15 protein-coding genes are annotated in these 16,203 nt (G+C 60.3%); 13 read left to right on the top strand and 2 right to left on the bottom strand.

From position 1 onward, the window contains the following. Positions 1–820: 820 nt before the first annotated feature. A complete protein-coding gene (locus ACVJGD_RS22645) occupies positions 821–1,339 on the bottom strand; it encodes a hypothetical protein (RefSeq protein ID WP_456636394.1) in 519 nt (172 codons plus the stop codon). A 174-nt stretch (positions 1,340–1,513) separates the two neighbouring features. After that, positions 1,514–3,118, bottom strand: a complete 1,605-nt coding sequence (locus ACVJGD_RS22640; protein ID WP_456636393.1) for a recombinase family protein — start codon at positions 3,116–3,118, stop codon at positions 1,514–1,516. Between the two features lie 705 nt (positions 3,119–3,823). On the opposite strand from ACVJGD_RS22640, the gene ACVJGD_RS22635 reads away from it, so the two are divergent. The 13 genes from ACVJGD_RS22635 (at position 3,824) to ACVJGD_RS22575 (ending at position 16,182) form a co-directional block, all read left to right on the top strand. Continuing rightward, complete coding sequence (locus ACVJGD_RS22635; RefSeq protein WP_456636392.1) at positions 3,824–4,051, top strand: hypothetical protein; 228 nt, start codon at positions 3,824–3,826, stop codon at positions 4,049–4,051. Then, positions 4,051–4,299 carry a hypothetical protein gene (locus ACVJGD_RS22630; protein WP_456636391.1) on the top strand — a complete coding sequence of 83 codons (249 nt, stop codon included), beginning with the start codon at positions 4,051–4,053 and terminating at the stop codon, positions 4,297–4,299. The genes ACVJGD_RS22635 and ACVJGD_RS22630 overlap by 1 nt, the downstream gene beginning before the upstream one ends. A gap of 68 nt (positions 4,300–4,367) precedes the next feature. Further along, on the top strand, positions 4,368–5,537 hold the full coding sequence (locus ACVJGD_RS22625) for a hypothetical protein (protein WP_456636390.1): 1,170 nt from the start codon (positions 4,368–4,370) through the stop codon (positions 5,535–5,537). 61 nt (positions 5,538–5,598) lie between these two features. After that, positions 5,599–5,790 carry a hypothetical protein gene (locus ACVJGD_RS22620; protein WP_456636389.1) on the top strand — a complete coding sequence of 64 codons (192 nt, stop codon included), beginning with the start codon at positions 5,599–5,601 and terminating at the stop codon, positions 5,788–5,790. A gap of 1 nt (position 5,791) precedes the next feature. Continuing rightward, positions 5,792–8,290, top strand: coding sequence for an AAA family ATPase (locus tag ACVJGD_RS22615; protein ID WP_456636388.1), 2,499 nt, complete (start codon positions 5,792–5,794; stop codon positions 8,288–8,290). Positions 8,291–9,338: 1,048 nt separating this feature from the next. After that, on the top strand, positions 9,339–9,668 hold the full coding sequence (locus ACVJGD_RS22610; protein ID WP_456636387.1) for a hypothetical protein: 330 nt from the start codon (positions 9,339–9,341) through the stop codon (positions 9,666–9,668). An 8-nt stretch (positions 9,669–9,676) separates the two neighbouring features. Beyond that, positions 9,677–10,279, top strand: a complete 603-nt coding sequence (locus tag ACVJGD_RS22605) for a hypothetical protein (protein ID WP_456636386.1) — start codon at positions 9,677–9,679, stop codon at positions 10,277–10,279. Between the two features lie 535 nt (positions 10,280–10,814). Then, positions 10,815–11,327, top strand: a complete 513-nt coding sequence (locus ACVJGD_RS22600) for a hypothetical protein (protein ID WP_456636385.1) — start codon at positions 10,815–10,817, stop codon at positions 11,325–11,327. A 14-nt stretch (positions 11,328–11,341) separates the two neighbouring features. After that, entirely contained in the window at positions 11,342–13,153 is a 1,812-nt protein-coding gene (locus tag ACVJGD_RS22595; RefSeq protein WP_456636384.1) for a phage terminase large subunit family protein, read from the top strand. A gap of 5 nt (positions 13,154–13,158) precedes the next feature. Further along, positions 13,159–13,533, top strand: coding sequence for a hypothetical protein (locus ACVJGD_RS22590; protein WP_456636383.1), 375 nt, complete (start codon positions 13,159–13,161; stop codon positions 13,531–13,533). Positions 13,534–13,539: 6 nt separating this feature from the next. Beyond that, positions 13,540–15,225, top strand: coding sequence for a phage portal protein (locus tag ACVJGD_RS22585; RefSeq protein WP_456636382.1), 1,686 nt, complete (start codon positions 13,540–13,542; stop codon positions 15,223–15,225). A gap of 9 nt (positions 15,226–15,234) precedes the next feature. Then, positions 15,235–15,519, top strand: coding sequence for a hypothetical protein (locus tag ACVJGD_RS22580; protein ID WP_456636381.1), 285 nt, complete (start codon positions 15,235–15,237; stop codon positions 15,517–15,519). A gap of 12 nt (positions 15,520–15,531) precedes the next feature. Continuing rightward, the gene (locus ACVJGD_RS22575; RefSeq protein ID WP_456636380.1) at positions 15,532–16,182 is read left to right on the top strand and encodes a hypothetical protein; all 651 of its coding nucleotides are present in this window, start codon (positions 15,532–15,534) and stop codon (positions 16,180–16,182) included. Positions 16,183–16,203: the final 21 nt, after the last annotated feature.

Genomic DNA, 16,203 nt, shown 5'->3' with positions numbered 1-16,203 from the left:
TGGACGCCACTCCGGTGATCTACAGGATATGCCGAGGGCAGCCCGTTGCGCCACAGGTAGAGCCCGGACCAGCCATTGAATCTTCTGCTGACGATGTCGATTGCAGGTCAGCTCAGAACCGCCGGATGATACTGGAGCTTCCGAGATAACTATCTTTTCCTGGCCTACTTTGACTAGAATCCAGCTCGGGAAGACCCGGGGGCGGCGCATACTCAGCAGCGAAATACCTGACCTTGCCGTTGACCTCCCTGGCAACTACTAAGCCCTTTGCGATGAGGTTTTGCACCGCAACCTGCATGTCAGCCTTGCTATACTCGGCGGATGTTTTCTTTCGGGACACCCTTTCACTCCTTCGATTCTGGCTGGCGCCTAGGCCTCAGCCCGTGCTCAACCGTCTAGACCGTCCGCCACCATTGATGCACCTGCCTCGGCAAGGATCAAACTCTTTTTGGCTTTCACCAACTTTGCCGAGATAGCTCTGTGCATCGCGACGACTACAGCTAGGGAAACAACACCTTCGCAGCACGGCAAGAGCTGGTCGAAAATATCATCGAGAAAGGCGGGGAAAACCCCTGCGTAAGGAAATCAATTCGACTTAGCTGCCCAATCGTAGATCTCCAAGCGCGCTCATATTCGCGTCGCTCATCTGCATAAGCGTGGAGATCGAATGGTCGCGATCTGTTGCCCCAGAAGCTTTTGACCCTGAACCCGTTTGGGTCGGCGATGGCCCTGCTCGGAGAGGAAATTGTCGCCTCCGCAGATTGTCAGATCGGCTCACTCACGTGAAGACTCCTCGAGAACAAGATAGTCGCGGATCGGTCTAAGGAGAGACCCGCCCTCCGGTAGGGCTTTTTACATCAAGTCGAAGTATAGAATTTCGGGGCGGCCATTGAGCGTCAGCTGAGATACTTCGTCTCGGAAACACCAAAGAGGAAACCAGGGCGTCCGCTTCGAGCGCTTTCGGCAATTTCGATGTAGTAGTAGTGGCTCGGAGCGCATGCTCCTGTAACCCCGTTCTAGCCCTTTTCGTTGTGAGGCGGTATTTGCCGCCGACGAAATCGTAGAGTCGGTTCTCGGGCACGGCGCGAAGGTGATTGCGCCGCATCTCAAAAAATTTCTTCCGCCCGCCTTCAGGAATTTTGAGGTTCTCGGCGATCTCTTCTTTGGTCAACCCGTGCTTCCTCGGCACCGGTTCGGGCTCGCCGTGCTGCAATTGCATCTCGATCGACGTGGCATATGCGATTTCCCAAACGGTCTTCGCGAAGGTCTCAGCGAACTCCACGACGTCAGGAGGCAGCTTTGTGATGTCCTTCTGTTCGTCCCTCCAAGCTTTGACCATCGGCGCCAGAAATTCCTTATGCGAGCGATGGGACAAAGCTCCAGCGCAACGTGCGCTGCCGGCTACCTAGCGACACTTCCCGTTGTAAGATGCCGACACTCAAGGTTCTAAGGTTGAAGTTAAGGTTCTAAGGCTGAAGTTGTCTTCCGCGGAGGCTCCCTTTGAACTCGGGAATCATAATCCTGGGGTCGGGGGTTCGAGTCCCTCCCCCGCTACCAACGGTCCCCCACCCACAGAACGCTTCACGAACGGTGCGCCCAAGAGTTCCTGCAAGCGCCCCTTAATCTCCACGTCGAACGTACCTTTAACGCCCGGCTCGGCGTGAACCACGACGCTATGGATCAGCCGCCGCAGCGGCGCGATCAGCTCGGGGCGCTCGCTTGCGTCCGTGTCGTCGAGTGAACTGCGCATAGCCGCAACGTCGTCGAGATAGTTCTTGATCGCGGCCGGGTGGACCGCTACCGGTTTGCCCTTGTCGTCCGCAGCGGCGAGTTGCTCTTGGACTGACAGCCTTTCAGCCTCTAGGGCGTTCAGCCGGGGAATGAGGGCGTCGGTCCGCGCACCTCGGGCGATGGCATCCACGAGCCGCTCAGTCTCGCGCTTGATTTCGCCTGCACGGCGTTCAAGCTTGGCGCGGTCCCTGGCCGCACCGCTGGCGAGCAGGCGGCGTTCCTCGTTGTAGACTTTCAGATAGTGCTTCCAGTATCCCGGGTCCTTCAGAACTTCCCGCAATCCATCGAGCACAGCCGCTTCGATCTTGTTGCGATTGACCATGCGGCTATTCGAACACGACCCGCTCTCGCGATACGTCGAGCACTGAACGCGCGGCTCGCCACGGTGCAAGCCCACAGAGCCCATCCCTCCACCGCACATCGGACAGCGAAGCAGGCCGCTCAGCAAGCGCGGCACGCGGTGCATCGTCGGTTTGACGATGGCCCGACGCTTTGCGCGAACGGCCGCCCATGTTTCGTCGCTGACGATGCGAAGGTTGGGCGCAGCAACCCGCTTGTGCTTCGACGCCGGATTAGGACGCGACAGTCGTTTGCCAGTGGTCGGGTCCTTGACCATGCTGACTTTGTTCCAAACGATTTGCCCGATGTAGATTTCGTTTTGCAGGATGCCGTTACCCCGCTGTGCGCTGCCCTGGATAGTTGAGGCATTCCACCGCAATCCGCTCGGCGGCGCGATCTTGTCTTTGTTCAAGCGCCCCGCGATGTCGCGAACGGTGCGGCCTTCGATGTACTCTTTGAAGATGCGACGGATTACATCCGCCTGCTCGGCAACGATCTGAAGTTCGCCCGGCTTGCCCGGCACAGTCTGGTAGCCATACGCCTTACCGCCTGCACGCCTGCCGTCGCGAAGCACGGCTTCCATGCCGCGGCGCGTGTGGACCACCAAATTCTCTATGAACATTTCGCCCATCAGCGCGCGTAGTGCGCCGTCGAGCTTGGTGACTTTGCCCGTTGCGGTGTGGACGGAGATGCCAAGAAACTCGAAGCGCTTGCGGGCAGCATGCCAATCGCCCTGATCGCGCGAGATGCGGTCAATGTCTTCGGCCACAAGAACGTCAAAGCCCTTGCTCTCGGCGGCCCGCATCATCTTTTGGAAGCCGGGACGGTTGACGGCCGACGAACCGGAGATGGCGCGGTCTTGGAAGACCGCGACGACCTTGAAGCCCTCGCGCTCGCACAGCTCTCGGCATAGAGCTATCTGATCTTCGGTCGACTTCTCGTTCTGATTCTCGGAACTGAAGCGGGCGTAGATGGCGGCGCGAAGCATGGTCAGTTCAACCCCCCGGGCCTCTCGGTCGCGGCCTCATGATCTTTGCGAGCCGCGTAGCGGGCGAGAGCTTCGACAAACGCGACTAGATCGGAGTCAAGTGTAGCCGGGTCGGACGGCCGGGGTAAGCCCTTTCGAGAGGCCGAAAAGCCGGTCTGTCCACAGGAAGCAGACATGAATTTTCCTATTGCCGCGAGCCGGTAGGGCCGCGCGGCGGAAGCAATACTAATGGGGCTCCCATAGGGGCCGGTTTTTCATTTGAGCCCGGAGGCATTCCAATTTGATATTGGAGCAATCGCACCGACCGCCCGAACCCGTCAATTAAATCTCCCTCACATAGGAGCGGGGGTCTCTTTCTGAAAATTATTTTCGGTTCCTGGAGAAAAAGCCTTTAGGACCGAGCGATGCGCTATAGATATCAAGAGGGCGCAGCTAAGCGATTTAATCGACAAAGTTGAACAAACCTGCGCATAGAGTGTTGAACACTTAAGGATTGCAAGCGTCGTGCAATGGAGACGGACACGGCGCGGAGCGGGGGACCCGACGATTCTCATTGTCTTCCCCGGTTGTGTAGCGGCGAACACCCGCAGGTATTGTCGAGAGGCAGGCCGTCCGCCTTGGCGGACCCCACAACGCGCTTAACAAGCACTGCTACCCGCATGCGCAGGCGGGCTCCGAGAATCCTAACCACTTGGAGCCACGACTATGCACGACCACAAAGGACGCACGCGCGTCGCCATTCCCTCTGACTTCCCTCACCCCGAGCGCCTCGCCGGGCGTGACCTCTTCCTTGCGATTCTCGGCGGCCCGAGTGTGGCGACCTTCAATCGCTGGCTGGCCGCTGGAAAGGTCCCCCATCCGCGAAAGCTGGGCCACATGAATCGCTGGCCTGAAACGGAGATGGCTGCCGTTCGCGACGCGGGAATCGCGTGATGGCAACCGACCTCGAAGTGCTCGCTCACCTTGTCCGTCGCTACGCCGATGGCCTTCCGCTCCCGCCCGTCATTTCGCGCGGCGACGTATCGATCCGGCTAACGGCGTGGCTCGGGAGCCTAAGCTCCGATCAGCGAGCTTGCCCGATGGTGACAGCGATGCTGCTTGACCATCCGGCCGAGCGCCCGACAGTCGGCGAGATCGCGTCGACCCTGGCCGCACGCCTCGCCGAACGTCAATCGTCTTAACCCTTACCGCCCGGAATGCCCGTAGCTCTCAGAGCGACGGGCCGCCGCGCGGCACATGGACTGCCACCATGAAGCACGCATCACACCGCGCCAAGGCCAGCCCCTCTCAGATGGAAGCCGAAGCGACACGCCTGACGGGCATTGCGCCCTACAATGACAAGACCCGGCCCGACGCCGAGCGGTTACTGGATACGCCCGGCAAGCTCGACCACTGCGCGGACGCGCAGCAAGCCGCTGGTATCTTTAACCCGCTGGTCTCGACCTTCGATCACGTCGACGGCCTCGACGATGACGACGTGTCGGACCTGGACACCGCGCAAGAACGCGCCGTGTATCGCGAACAGCTCAAGCGGAGCGAGTTTGTTGAGGCGTTCAATTACTTCGCCGAGCTGACGAAGCCGTGCGAGGGTGACGCACTAATCGCCCGAGCGCGCAAAGGCCTTCGCCGTCTGCAAAAAGGCATTCGCGGGAAGTTCGAACGTGACGTGACTGTGGCTGCCGTTCGCTCGGACCTTGCCCGCGGTGGCATGTCCGGTTGGCTTGTCAGAGATACGCTCGCGCTCGCGCTGTCGTGTGGCGTGACGACGGTCGACACATACTCGCGCAGTGGCATCGCGCATCTAAGGTTCGCCGCAGCAATGGCGCGCGCCAAAGCGACCGAACAGCCGGAGGACGAAACGTCTCTCAGGTTCGGGCCGCCCGCGACATACGACAAACGACCCGCATTCAACCTTGAGCGGGCGACCGAGGGCACGAAGTTCGACAGCGACGCATTCAGACAGGCCGTGCTCGAATTACCCATGACGGCGCAACATGACTTCGTCGTGTCGCTGCAACGGCAGGCGACAGAAAGCGTGTTGGATGCGGCGGACAAGGTCGAGCAACGGCTGCCGAAGCTCTCGCACTATGAAATCGAGGCTTTGGAGATCGCAGGCCGTAACGACGCAACGACGCGCAGAACGCTCGCAAAGCGCAGCGCAACAGAGCGCAAGATGCTTCTAGCCGATTGGCTGACCGAAGCCACGCACGCCGCGATAGCGGGTGATACCGCGCAACGCGCAGCGTCGAAGACGTACACAACCCAGGAACACCGCGAGGCCGTAGCGGACTTTCTTGAAGCTAACAAGCGCAGGTCCTTCCGCCAACGACCCTGCACAACTCTCGAAACCAAAGTTGCACGCCGCAGGCGTGAGGCAACACAAGCCGAACAGAAGAGCCGTGTCTATGCTGCCCACTAACTCACACGCCGAGATATCTCCCATTGAAGCGTCGATTGACGCTCAGACAAAAGGACAGTCTATGCCCGAGCACGGGACAGCCGTTGCGACATACAAGGGCGCCGACGGCAAAGAACGCACCCTGATCGTTCCCGCGATCTACTACAAGGGACACTTCTTTATCGACGCCGATACCCAACACATGGTCATGCTCGCCATGCGCGCGACGGGCGTTGAAGAGCTTCAGTTTGAGTTTGCGGAATCGGATTGCTGAGATGACGGCAAGCGTTAAGAAGCCGCCGCCTCACCCGGACGACATCAGGCGGTCGTACAATCTCCAATTGGGTATGCGCCTGATTGAGGCCGGGATTCCCGTGTTCGTTTCATACGATAAGACGTCTATGATTCCGAAATGGAATAGGCTCGACAGCGAACTGACTGAGGTCGAGCGGGAAGAGGCGCGGCAAAAACGGAAACGCGAAGGCAAACCCGCGCCGACCATTATCGGCTCGACGCTCGACGCAAAGACATGGGAGCGAATGCAGCGGTTGGTTCACCGCGATGGCACCGCGAGCATTTGCTGCGGGCTGGCGAAAATCGTTGTGATCGATGCCGACAAGGGCGAAGACAAAGTGGATGGGCCTGCGCTCCTGGCCGCCTATCTCGACGAGCACGGCGGCGTGCCCGAAGGCACTCTAATTCTAACGTCTCAGTCGGGTGCGAAGCACTATGTGTTTGCCGACCCGGATGGGAAGTACAGCAACGCCGAGGGCCAAATCAAGCGCGTGCTTGGCTGCAACGTGCGCGGCGTCTCGGGGCAAATCGTTGCACCCGGTTCGTGGCGCGCGGACGGCAAACGCTATGGGACGATGGACGATTTGCACCGGTTTATCGACGCGATCACATTGGACACGTTGCCGGAGTTGCCGCAATGCCTCGCGGACCTTATCGGCGAACAGTCCGGTCAGTCCCTCAGCGACAGCGACCCGCGCATTCAAGCGGGTATCGCCGAGCTGAACGGCGAAGAGTGGCCCGAGTATGCGGACGTGTTCGGCCCTGGCAAAAAGCTCGACGTTGAGCGGATAAAGAAAGGCTCAGATAAGTTTCGTGAGCTGATCGACAATCCGCGCCCGGATCGTTCGGCTAATCGACTTTCGCTAGCATCAGCGCTGAAAGGCGCATCCTCGCATGCGACCGTGCGGGACTTTGCGACGTTCTGCGGCGAGTATCCCGAGACATTCGGCGAGCTTGTCGACAAGCACGAAGGCAGCGGGACTTACACCGTCCGAAATCTGGCAAAGGATTTCACAGCCGCAACACCCGCTAACGTGTCGCAGTCAGAAGGCAACGCGTTCGGAGCTGTCGACGAAGAGGCTGAGGCCAAAGCGGATAAGCGCTCGAAGCTTCAGGCCGAGATCGCCGCGCTCGACTCCGCCATCGCCGCGCTGAAAGTAGCCACCGCTTCGGGCGAGTCTACTCAAGCACTAGAGCGGGCGCGCAAGCGCACGGCCAAAGAGCTTGCCAAGCTCGAAGCGCAGGCAGCTAAACCCGCGCTGTTCTCGGCCGAGCAGCTTGAAGTTGTCGACCTGGAAACCTTGCCTCCCATGCCGTTCGTATACCGGCAATGGCTGGCGAAAGGCGAACTAACCGTGTTCCTAGCACCGGGCGCGACGGGCAAATCCGTTTTGACGCTCAGCATGCTTGCTGACATCTCTTGCGGTGTCGACCATCTCGGCGCTGAGATCAAGCGCCCGCGTGCAACACTACTTCGCAACGTCGAAGACTCCCAATTGATCTTGCAGAAGCGGCTTAGCGCCTACGCGAAGTTTCACAACTTCACCGACGAAGAGCTGGCGCTAGTTAAGCAAAATCTGCACGTCAAAGGCGGCCCGGACAAGAACCTGGCGTCGCAGCATCTCGTGACAGCTGATCGCAACGGCATCACCGTAAACGAAGAGCTGCTACAGGCCATCGTCGACTATCTCAAGGTCAACGGCATCGAAGTCGCTATCTTTGACCCAGTGAATCGCCTGCACAACGTCAACGAAAACGATAATACAGGCATGGCGTTCGTTGCTACCGTGTTCGATCGCATCGCCAAGGAAGCTAACGTTGCAGTTGCAGTCGTGCACCACACGCGAAAACTATCGCACGGCAAAGGCGCGACCGAACTGGACTCGGAAGACTCCCGCGGTGCGAGCGCGCTCATCAACGCCGCAAGAATGTCTGTCATCCTCAACACCATTAGCCCCGCGCGGGCTGACGAGTTTCAGATTGTTGACAAACCGGAGCGCTATTTCTCTGCGCGGCTTGGCTCGAAGGCCAATCACTCGGCGAAAGACCGCAACGTGCTCGTTTACTATTTGAACAGCGTCGCAGTCGACAACGCGACCGACGAGTATGCTGCGGACAATTTGCCCGCTATCTCGCAGCACAAGTTCACGCGCACTGTCGGCATCGGCGAGGACGCTACGGAACGCGTGCTCGCAAGACTCGATGGCGGAGAGCCGGTCGGGTCGGACAGCAGGCATGCGAACTGGCTCGGCAAGATCATTGCAGAGGAAGCCGGGTGGGACATTGATGTAAAGGCGACCCGAGCGACCATCAAAGAGCTGATCGCCGATTGGACGCGCAGGCGTTGGATCGTCTCGGCAGTTATGGAAGCGAACGGCAGAGGCTCGGACAGACGAAGGCCGGTTGGGATATACAAGCGCGGTGAAGTCCGGCCCGAGCGGCGCGCCTATCAGTTCGGCGCGGTTGTAGACGAGGACTGACAGCCAATACGGTGACTAGCAGAAGGGGCGGCTCGGGAAACCGAGTCGCTCTTTTCGTTTGGGCGCGGCAGGTACTACCGAAAGCAAACGCAGGGGTGAAAAAGCTACAGGCAAAAGTCGGGCGTCGCTCAGACGTTCAGGCCTGACCGCTCGGGCAGACGCGGGACAAACGGGGCTGACCGGCGAGCGCTGGGCGCAGCCGAGCTTGCAGGACTGAGCGGTTTTGCGCTGGAGGCAGTTGAGACCGGGTAGCCGTTGCAAGCGGTATGGATGGGGCGCGCTGACGATCCTGGCAGGCGTTCGGGCGTTCAGTCCGGCAGTCCGGCGATGGGCGTTCAGACGTGACGGCGGATTCAGGCAGACGAAAAAGAGTGGGGTTAGTCCGCAGCGCTCACTGGCCCTATTTCGGCTAACCCATTGAAATCATTAATGTGGTTAGTTGTTCGACTGACCCCACTTTTTCGAGGGCAAAAACAAGCATGCACGACTGACCCCACAACTAACCCCAACGAGGCTTAACCTATTGAAATAATTGATGGGGTTAGTCGTGCGACTGACCCCACTAACTAACCCCAACCCCGCATGGGGTTAGTCGTCGTTTTCCCTATTAAGGGAAACGACGGACTGACCCCAGCTACGGACGCACGGGAGCGGGCTACGGCTCGGGAGCGGCAAGGCAGAGCGCCGCATGCGAGGACTGATTCCAGAAAATTGCAAACTAGGCGCTGAGACCGCCCCTATGGGTGAGGGGTCGTGTATGAGCGGGATGCACGGTCCTTTCCGGTTCCGCGCGGCTGTCCCCTCCGAAGGCTGCCGCGCGGACCTCCCTGGCTAGACTAGCACTCGCGTGGATTCCAGTTTTTCGCAAACTAGGCGCTGAGATCGAACCCATGGGTGAGGGGGCTGTTTTGGCAGGCAGCCCCCTTCGCCCTTTCGAAGGGTCCGCGCGGCTGGCTTGGTAGCAGCCACCCGCGCGGGCACTCGACGAGATCGCCCTAAAGCTCTGCCATCGCCCTAGCGCTTCGAGCGCCGCATAGGATAATCGCCCATGACCGATACCATCACCGTTGACATTGAAGCGCTGCGCGCATCCGAGCGCCTTCGCATTGTGAAAGCGACCGAGTGGCAAGCCAAGCTGATCGAACGAAGCCTCGCCGCGCAACTGCGCCTCGCTGAAGCCGCCGAGCGTCAAGCGCTCGCGCTCGAAAACATCACGCTCCTGTTTGAGAGCTGCATCGGACGTGGCGTCTCGTCTTGCCCGCCATCGGACTCGATGGGGCAATGGGGTATCTCGGATGTGCTCTACCTACGCACGGGAGACGGCACCAAGAGCTTTGGCTGTGACAAGCTGAGCGCGAGCGACGACGATGGTGGATAGGGGCCGAGATGCTGTTGAACGTCAAAGTTGACGCAAGCGCATTCGAGAAGTGGGCTGAAACGCTCTCGGCGCGAGGACTTCGCAACGCCATCCGCAGAGCTATCGACAAGTCCGCAGGGGCTGCGCGCAAAGCCGCGTTGAAGACTATGGTGCAAGATAGTGGCGCGCCCGCCGCTCGTATCAAGCCGGGCGTCAGCAAAGTGAAGCGCACCACGCAGTTTAGCCTCTCGGCGAGCTTTACAGCAAGCAAGTTGCGGATTGGCATTATGCAAACGTCCGGCGCGAAGGTAAGCCGTCCGGGCGGATTGCATGCCAGCACTTTCCGTGCGACGGGCGGCGGCTCTGCTTCGCTGGATGTACGTCGAGCATTCCTAATAAGCGCCAACGGCGGCCGATTCGTTGCGATACGCAAGGGCAAAGAGCGGCTGCCGATCAAAGGAATCTATGCGGCCATGCCCAACACTATGATGGCCCAGGATGCCGGCGCAGCGCGTCAGGCTTGGCAGAAAGCCGCCGAGGCTAAGCTGTCGGAGCTTCTGCCGGCCGAAATCCAAAAGCAGCTCATTGCTGAAGGGCTGCCCTACACCGCGCCTGCCGACGAAGGCGACTAACACCAACACGCCACTGCGGGCGGCCGTCGACAACGCATAGCCGCAGCGGCGTAGTGCTGCGCCCTTGTGTCTTTCTCCATGGGCACATAGGGCGCAGCACACGGTACACGCATAGGGCCGTGAGCGCGCGAGGGTCGGGATAGCGGCATGACGCTTGCCTAACCGAACGCAGCGCGACGGCTCGCGCGCCGCGCTCAGCACGGGATGATGTCTCGGGCGAGGCCAACCCCGTGCGAGCGCGGCGCGACAAATCACCCGCACAAGAGGGCGGCACACCGAGCACGCAATGAGATGGCTCGCGCGTGTATGCCTATACCCAGCACGCCCCGCGCGTCTGCGCCTTGGCCGCGCCCGGCCACGCACAGCACACGCGGGGCGCTGCGGGAGTAGGTGCCATAGCACCATACCATGCACCGCTCGCGTCACGTCTAGACTCGCCTTGGGTCCCCTGCCAGCCCCCGCGCGCACACGCTGCGGCCCACGGCCGCAGTTCTTGAACAAAACCGAACCAACTTTTCGATAGCAGAGAGCAGCCATGGGCAGGCCCAAGGGAATCATACGCAAGCTCGCGGACGAAACGGGCTTGGATCAAGCTACCGTGCGCCGCGCGTGCGCGGCGGCCGAGCTGACGGAAGAGCAATGCGAAGCCGACTTCGCGCACGCTGTTGAGGCTGTCAAGGCAATCGCAGACAGCGACCGAGTAATAGGCCACGCCGCGAGCGGCAGAGGTGGGGTTAGCAATAACGCATATGCCGAGGCTAAAGCGCAAGCGGAACTGCACCGCGCACGCAAGCTAGAATTACAAAACGCGCAGCTCGAAGGCCGTTTGATCGACCGCGCCGCGGTCACCGAGACGGGCGCGCGCATCATCGCCGAGGTTCGCACCGCGCTCCTGGCCGTTGGTCACCGCATCGCGAACAAGGTAGCGGGCAAATCAGACACGCGCGAGATAGCCCGCATCGTCGAAGCTGAAGTGAGGGAAGTACTCGGCGCGCTCGCAGACGAAGAGAGATTTTTTGCCGCGCTGGACGCCGAGACGCTGAGCTAAACGGTACACATGCAATGATCGACCACACGCTAGCGCGCGGTTGGCTTGCCGCGCTGCGGTCGCCACCGCGCATTGCACCGACTGAGTTCGCCGAAACCCAAATCATCCTGCCCGCCAGTGCCAACGCATTGCCGGGACCGCTGCGACTGGCCGCCTATCAGCGCGAACCGGTTGACGCCGTTTCCAATGACGACGTCGAAGTCGTCGTTCTCATGCTCGCATCGCAAGTTGGCAAGTCAACCATCGTCAATGCGATAATGAGCCACTGCATCGCTAGCGATCCAGGGCCAATGCTTCACGTCAGCCCAACGGGCGGGCGCTCCGCTGAATTTGTGCGCGAGCGACTCGACCCGCTAGTCGCAAGCTCGCCCGCGCTGCGCGAACTAGTCGGTAAAGGCCAAGATGCGCGGAAGGGCAGTAGCGGAGGTTCTAACTCAATCTCAGCGAAGACATTCCCGGGCGGACAGCTAAGCTTCGCGTCGTCATACAAAGCCGATGAGCTTGCGGCTCGCGCAATCAAGTATCTGTTTCTCGATGAAGTGGATCGCTTCGCACTGTCCGCAGGGCCGGAGGGCGACCCAATCTCGCTCGCGCTGAAGCGAACGAAGACGTTCGAAGGCAAGGGACGAAAAATAATCATCGTCTCGACGCCAACGAGTCGCCTTGGCTCGCGCATCAACGCGTGGTTTTTGCGCGGCGACCAGCGACGTTTCGTCGCGCCGTGTCCCGACTGCGGGCACTGTGCGCCAATCGACTTCGCGAATCTGCAATGGGAGCTTGGCAAGCCCGAAACTGCGCGCCTCGTCTGTGAGGAATGCGGCGTTGTGATCGACGAGCCTAAACGGCGCGCCATGATCGACAACGGGAGATGGGAAGCGACAGCAACCGGCGAGCCGGGCATTCGCTCCTATCATATCACCGAACTATCTTCGCTGTTCAGCACGATGGCATCAGTCGCGCAAAGCTTCGAGGGCGCGACGACACCCGAGCAAAAACAAGTTTGGTACAATACCACGCTTGCGCAAACGTATGACGCTGGGACAGAAGTCGAGTTATCCGCATCGGAGTTGCAACAACGCGCCGAGAAGATCGCCGCGCCCTACGCGGCTAGCATCGCCTTCGTGAGCGCGGGCGTCGACGTGCAAGGTGATCGCATCGAATGCACGTACCTCGCGCACCACACCGACCAGACGTTCACGGTGCTAAACCATCTGAAGCTGATGGGAGACACAAGCGGCGATGCGGTGTGGCTGCAACTCGACGCAGCGATGGCCGCAACGTTCGACACCGCAGACGGCCGAAGGCTGCCCGTGCACATTCAAGCCGTCGACTCGGGTTTCAATGCTGACATGGTCTTGAAGTACGTGAACGCGCAGCGGCGCAATTCGCGAGCCGTATACGCCGTGAAGGGCCGAGGCGGCTTCGATCGCTTGCCACTTGTGCGTGGCGGCCGTCTCAAGGGGCAGATGGGATTGCTGATCGTTGGCGTCGATACCGTCAAGCTGTCAGTCCAAAAGATGCTAGCTCGTAGCGATACAACGTTACCCGGCTTCATTCGCCTGCCCGATCATCTCGACGACGATTACTTTGCAGGCCTCGCCTCAGAAGAGCTGCGCGTGCGCTACATCAAGGGCGCGCCACGATACGAGTATCATCGCACGTTCAAACGTAATGAGCCACTCGATGCGCTGGTCTACGCGATGGCAATCGCACGGGCCGTAAACCCGCAGACGGTGAACAAGCCGCCTGCACCAACCACACCCAAACCCACGTTCGAAGAGAGCGCAAAGCGATTGGCCGCGCTCTCGCAACAAACATCGAGGTAATTAGCATGACTGCACGGAAGACCCCGAAAATCCCCGCCGCTGTGGGCGGTGACACGAACGCCGCGATTGCCAGCGAACGACTTCGCATCTCCGCCATTCTCGAAAGCGCGGAAGGCAAGCGCAATCCGGCGATGGCTCAGAAGCTCGCCCTGTACAGCACGCTCGATGTCGACACGGCCAAAAGCATCCTGGCTGAAGCTCCGGCCGCCAACCCCTACCTGCAAGCCATGGATCGCGAAGGGCCTGTCGGACTGAGCGCCGCAACGCTTGACGTCAGCAACGACCCGAGGGCAGCGCGCCTTCAAGAGATCAAAGAATTGGGCGCGATCATGAGGGCAGAGAACCGCCGCGCGCAGGGCTTGTCGCCGAAGAAGGACTAAACGCACATGTCGTTTATGGATAGAGTCAAAGGGCTGTGGGGCGGGGGCGTTAAGTCTTCCGGCCCAACAGAGCGCATCGAGCCGACAGCGCTCACGCCCGTCGACGTAGCATCGCCGCAAGCGGGAGTTATGGACGGAACGGACGGCAAGCCGTCGCTCGTCTGGGCTCGCTATGACGCGCGCCCGTTTACTGCGGGCTACACCGGAGGTTATCAACCATTTTGGGGCACGCCCGGCTCGGAGATAAGCCGGGAGCGCGCGCTTGTTTCGTCAATCAGCTTGGAGTTGCTGACAAGCAATCCCATTGTCGCGGCGCTAGTCGAAGGTTTCGCTACGTACGCGATCGGTAACGGCCTCACATTGTCGTCGTGTCCGAACTACGCCGCGCTCGGCATCTCGAAAGATGCAGCGCGGGAGTTGTCGCATCAAATCGAAACGGCATGGGCCGCGTGGGTGAAGAACCCCGCCGAATGCGACGCGTCGGGCCGGCACAATCTGCATCAGCTCGCAACGGCTGCTTATAAGAGCTATCTTGTATCGGGTGAATCGGTAGTCCTTCTCGATTGGAAACGCAACGCCGGAACGGCTACGCGAACGAAAGTCAACGTGATCGACTCCCGGCAACTCGATCAATCCATCTCTCGCGTCGCTGATGGCGCTAACGGGGGCAGCATCCTTCAGGGCGTTCAGTTCGATAAGAGCGGGCGGCTTGAAGGCTTTTGGATTCGGCCGTTCGTGCTTGGCAATATCAGCACAGCGCCGCAGGCCGTATTCGTTAAGGCTCGCACGTCATGGGGCCGTAACCGTGCGGTGCATCTCTTCGACCTGATCTTGCCCGGACAAATCCGAGGGTTGTCACCGCTGGCCGCAGCGCTCACGCCCGCGCATTCGAAGAATACGCTCAGGGAATTCGCCCTGGCTCAAGCCTTAGTGCAGAGCATGACCGCCACGACAGTGGAATCGGACCTGGACCGGAACTCAGCGCTCAGGGCGCTCGCGACTGATGATCCGCTCGGCGGGCAAGCGCCCGAGGGTGTGAAGCCGGACGATTGGGCAGCGGCGCGCGCAGCGTACTATGAGGCCGTAAAGATCAACCTTCAGCCGGGCGTCGTCACGCATATGATGAAGGGCGACAAGCTCGTCATGCATCGCACGCAATCGCCGAACAGCACATATGACGCGTTCGACAAGTCGCTGAGCCGCGAAGCCGCGAAGGCAGCCGGTAGCAGCGCCGAAGACGTGAGCGGGGACTACAGTCAGACTTCGTTCAGCGCTTCGCGCCTCGCTCAAGAGTTGCCATGGCGCATCAACAAGCGCAGGCGGGCGGCAATCGTCGAGCCCTTCTACCGTGCGGCGTTTACCGCGTGGCTCGAAGAGGCCTGCGAGACTGGCCGCATCAAGCTTCCGAAGGGCGCCCCCGCATTCTGGGAAGCATCGGACGCATACAGTAATGCCGTTTGGCGCGGCGAAGGCAAGCCGGTTGCCGACCCGTTGAAGCAAGCACAAGCAGATATCGTTGAGCTGGAAAACGGTTTGGCAACAATGGAGCAGAAGCTCGGCGAGCGGGGCATGGACCTCGAAGAGGTAATCTCGCAGAGGCAGGCCGAGCGCGAACAGCTTGAGGCTGCGAAGCTGCACGTTCCCGTTCCAAAAAACAGAGATTCGTGGAAGTCAGAAGACGACACGAAGTAAGAGGTTACTATGTCAGACTGCAAACCGAACGGCGGGGCTACACCCATCGTCGTCGACAACCCCTGCGCCATGCTCAACGCACTGCGTGCAGCTTACTATCAGTTGCTGGCGGGGCAGGCGCGAGCCCAGGTTCGTAACGGCGATCAATGGCTCGAATTCCATCGGCCGGACACCAAGACGCTTGAGCGTGAAATCCGACGTCTCGAAATCGTATGCGAGTCAGGCAACGCGGGCCGCGCTGTTCGCGTCGGGCCGCGCTATCCGCGCTTGCATAGCCCTTTCCGCCGCTATTGAGGACACCACCCCATGACGAAAATTAAGACCGCCATTCCATTGGATGGCACGCCGAGCATTGTCTTACTCGATAACGGCGACCGCATGAAGCGCGATAAAGCGATCGCGGCCGGTTACAAGATCGTTGACGCCGCGGCGGTGCAGAGCGCCGAAGCAGCTAACGTATCTGTTGACGCCTATGGCTCGTGGCGTACCGCCATCACATGCCTACCCGAAGCACGGGAGCGACAGGCCGCGGCGGCCGAGCTGATCGCCAACCGGAATCATCAAAACCTTACGATCGATCAGGCTCGCGCCTTCCTGCGCGGCTTGCCCGTCGAGACAGAACAATCCGACACCACGGAAGAGAACACCATGAACACCAACGACCCGCGCGCCGTGCGCCTCGCCGAAATTAGCAACAGCATGGCTGCGTACAACCGCAACAATGGGTACAACGTCAAAGCGCCGCAAGTGTCGGCAAGCGACGTTGAGCCCGGTAAGCTCAAGCGGCTTGCAGAGATCAGGCTCGGCGCGATGGACGCAAGCGGGCGTGGCACTTCTCAGGAAGCCCGATCACTGCGGCTAGCCCTGAACACTCACGAAACAGTCGGCACCCCGTTGAGCCGTCTCTTCGCACAGCTTGGCGTCGACACGTCCAAGTTCCTTTCTTCCAACGTCTAACCCCGTCCCCTCAGAAAGAAT

This window comes from Bradyrhizobium sp. USDA 10063 (assembly GCF_054063735.1).
This window is presented reverse-complemented; position numbering and strand designations above follow the sequence as displayed.

Coding starts and splice junctions, on each gene's coding strand:
- ACVJGD_RS22645 (WP_456636394.1), bottom strand. CDS start 1,339: ATGGTCAAAGCTTGGAGGGACGAACAGAAGGACATCACAAAGCTGCCT.
- ACVJGD_RS22640 (WP_456636393.1), bottom strand. CDS start 3,118: ATGCTTCGCGCCGCCATCTACGCCCGCTTCAGTTCCGAGAATCAGAAC.
- ACVJGD_RS22635 (WP_456636392.1), top strand. CDS start 3,824: ATGCACGACCACAAAGGACGCACGCGCGTCGCCATTCCCTCTGACTTC.
- ACVJGD_RS22630 (WP_456636391.1), top strand. CDS start 4,051: ATGGCAACCGACCTCGAAGTGCTCGCTCACCTTGTCCGTCGCTACGCC.
- ACVJGD_RS22625 (WP_456636390.1), top strand. CDS start 4,368: ATGAAGCACGCATCACACCGCGCCAAGGCCAGCCCCTCTCAGATGGAA.
- ACVJGD_RS22620 (WP_456636389.1), top strand. CDS start 5,599: ATGCCCGAGCACGGGACAGCCGTTGCGACATACAAGGGCGCCGACGGC.
- ACVJGD_RS22615 (WP_456636388.1), top strand. CDS start 5,792: ATGACGGCAAGCGTTAAGAAGCCGCCGCCTCACCCGGACGACATCAGG.
- ACVJGD_RS22610 (WP_456636387.1), top strand. CDS start 9,339: ATGACCGATACCATCACCGTTGACATTGAAGCGCTGCGCGCATCCGAG.
- ACVJGD_RS22605 (WP_456636386.1), top strand. CDS start 9,677: ATGCTGTTGAACGTCAAAGTTGACGCAAGCGCATTCGAGAAGTGGGCT.
- ACVJGD_RS22600 (WP_456636385.1), top strand. CDS start 10,815: ATGGGCAGGCCCAAGGGAATCATACGCAAGCTCGCGGACGAAACGGGC.
- ACVJGD_RS22595 (WP_456636384.1), top strand. CDS start 11,342: ATGATCGACCACACGCTAGCGCGCGGTTGGCTTGCCGCGCTGCGGTCG.
- ACVJGD_RS22590 (WP_456636383.1), top strand. CDS start 13,159: ATGACTGCACGGAAGACCCCGAAAATCCCCGCCGCTGTGGGCGGTGAC.
- ACVJGD_RS22585 (WP_456636382.1), top strand. CDS start 13,540: ATGTCGTTTATGGATAGAGTCAAAGGGCTGTGGGGCGGGGGCGTTAAG.
- ACVJGD_RS22580 (WP_456636381.1), top strand. CDS start 15,235: ATGTCAGACTGCAAACCGAACGGCGGGGCTACACCCATCGTCGTCGAC.
- ACVJGD_RS22575 (WP_456636380.1), top strand. CDS start 15,532: ATGACGAAAATTAAGACCGCCATTCCATTGGATGGCACGCCGAGCATT.